At 38.3% G+C, this 1327-nt stretch carries 2 protein-coding genes; both read right to left on the reverse strand.

The genetic code is table 11. From position 1 onward, the window contains the following. Positions 1-81: 81 nt before the first annotated feature. Entirely contained in the window at positions 82-963 is an 882-nt protein-coding gene (locus CSV60_RS15690) for an IS3 family transposase (protein ID WP_099637616.1), read from the reverse strand. Beyond that, positions 960-1253: a helix-turn-helix domain-containing protein gene (locus CSV60_RS15695; RefSeq protein WP_099637617.1), complete on the reverse strand. Its 294-nt coding sequence runs from the start codon at positions 1251-1253 to the stop codon at positions 960-962. The genes CSV60_RS15690 and CSV60_RS15695 overlap by 4 nt, the downstream gene beginning before the upstream one ends. Positions 1254-1327 lie beyond the last annotated feature (74 nt).

The following is a 1327-nucleotide window of genomic DNA, read 5'->3' on the forward strand; positions in this document are numbered from 1 at the left end:
TGACTTACCCCCTGTCAAGTAGACACTCGATAAAACGCACATGAAGAAGTACTCTACAATCCGTATGTAATCTCTTATCTATCATGCAACCTGATTGTTTCTGTACGCAATAGGCGTTCCAGATAGTTTCCTTTGTGGCCGCACTTCGTTATAATATAAAATATAATCGGTTACCGCTTGAATCATTTCATACTCCGTTTCAGGTTCTACAAAACCTGGCATCTCTGTCTTCAGCTTCCCAAAGAAGCTCTCGATACATGCATTGTCCCAGCAGTTGCCTCTGCGAGACATGGATTGTATGAGATTCATTCGCTTTAATCGGTTGACGTAACGAGGACTTGTGAATTGAATGCCTTGATCACTGTGAAGGATCGCATTCGGTTCGGCAAGTCCTTTTTTTTCTACTAAATCAAGCGTCTTAAATACTAAACTCATCTCCATCGTATCCTGTATAGAATAGGCGATAATTTCGTTATTAAATAAATCAATGATTGCACATAAATAAATAAATTTTTCGCGTGGCTTAGTTACCCGTAAGTACGTAATGTCTATACATAGCTTCTTCCCCGGAAGAATAGCCGTAAAGTTCCGATTCAAAATATTATCACAGACAAAATGAATACCACCTGTTTTCTTCGGTTTTCTTCTTTTGGTTTTCAAAGGCATATTATAATTTTCTCTCATCCGCTGGATACGCTTTTCATTCACCGTGATTTGATATTTCTCTCGCAGTGCGTCCTTAAATCGTGTGTTCCCCAGATTACCACCATGTGTGATATAAAGAGAAAGCATTTGCGTGAGGAGTTCTTTATCTCTCTCCGCCCTAGAAGGGCGACTAGGAGTCTTTAGTCGTTTGTAGTAACCTGATCTACTTAAATGCTGTGTGTGTTTTATCAAATCGGTAATAGGAAAACGATCTTTATAAGCTTCGACAAACTCAAAATCAGCTGCTGTTGAATTCACCCCCTTTTTAGATCTAACAGCTTTTTTAAATACAGGTTCTCTAGTTTCAACTGTTCATTTTCTTCTTCTAAACTTTTTTCTTTTTTTCTTCCTTTATTAGAAACCCCTCGTGTATCCTTCAAAGCTTCCAAAGAGTTAGCGTCTCTTACCTTGTGTACCCATTCATAAATTCTCCTACGGTTCTTAATCCCAAATTGTTCTTGTAAATCAACTGCTCGATGCCCCTCTAAAAATCGCTCAACCACTTCACGTTTTGTTTCTTCTGAATATACTCTCGTTTTCTCCGCCATCTTCTCAACCCCTTATCTATATGAATTGTAGAAGTGCGCTTTATAATTTGTCTACTTTGAAGGTAGTCTATCAT

Source organism: Sporosarcina sp. P7 (assembly GCF_002743425.1).
Lineage (GTDB): Bacteria > Bacillota > Bacilli > Bacillales_A > Planococcaceae > Sporosarcina.

Bases quoted from the DNA above. Each gene is read 5' to 3' on its own strand.
- CSV60_RS15695 (WP_099637617.1), bottom strand. From the start codon at position 1,253: ATGGCGGAGAAAACGAGAGTATATTCAGAAGAAACAAAACGTGAAGTG.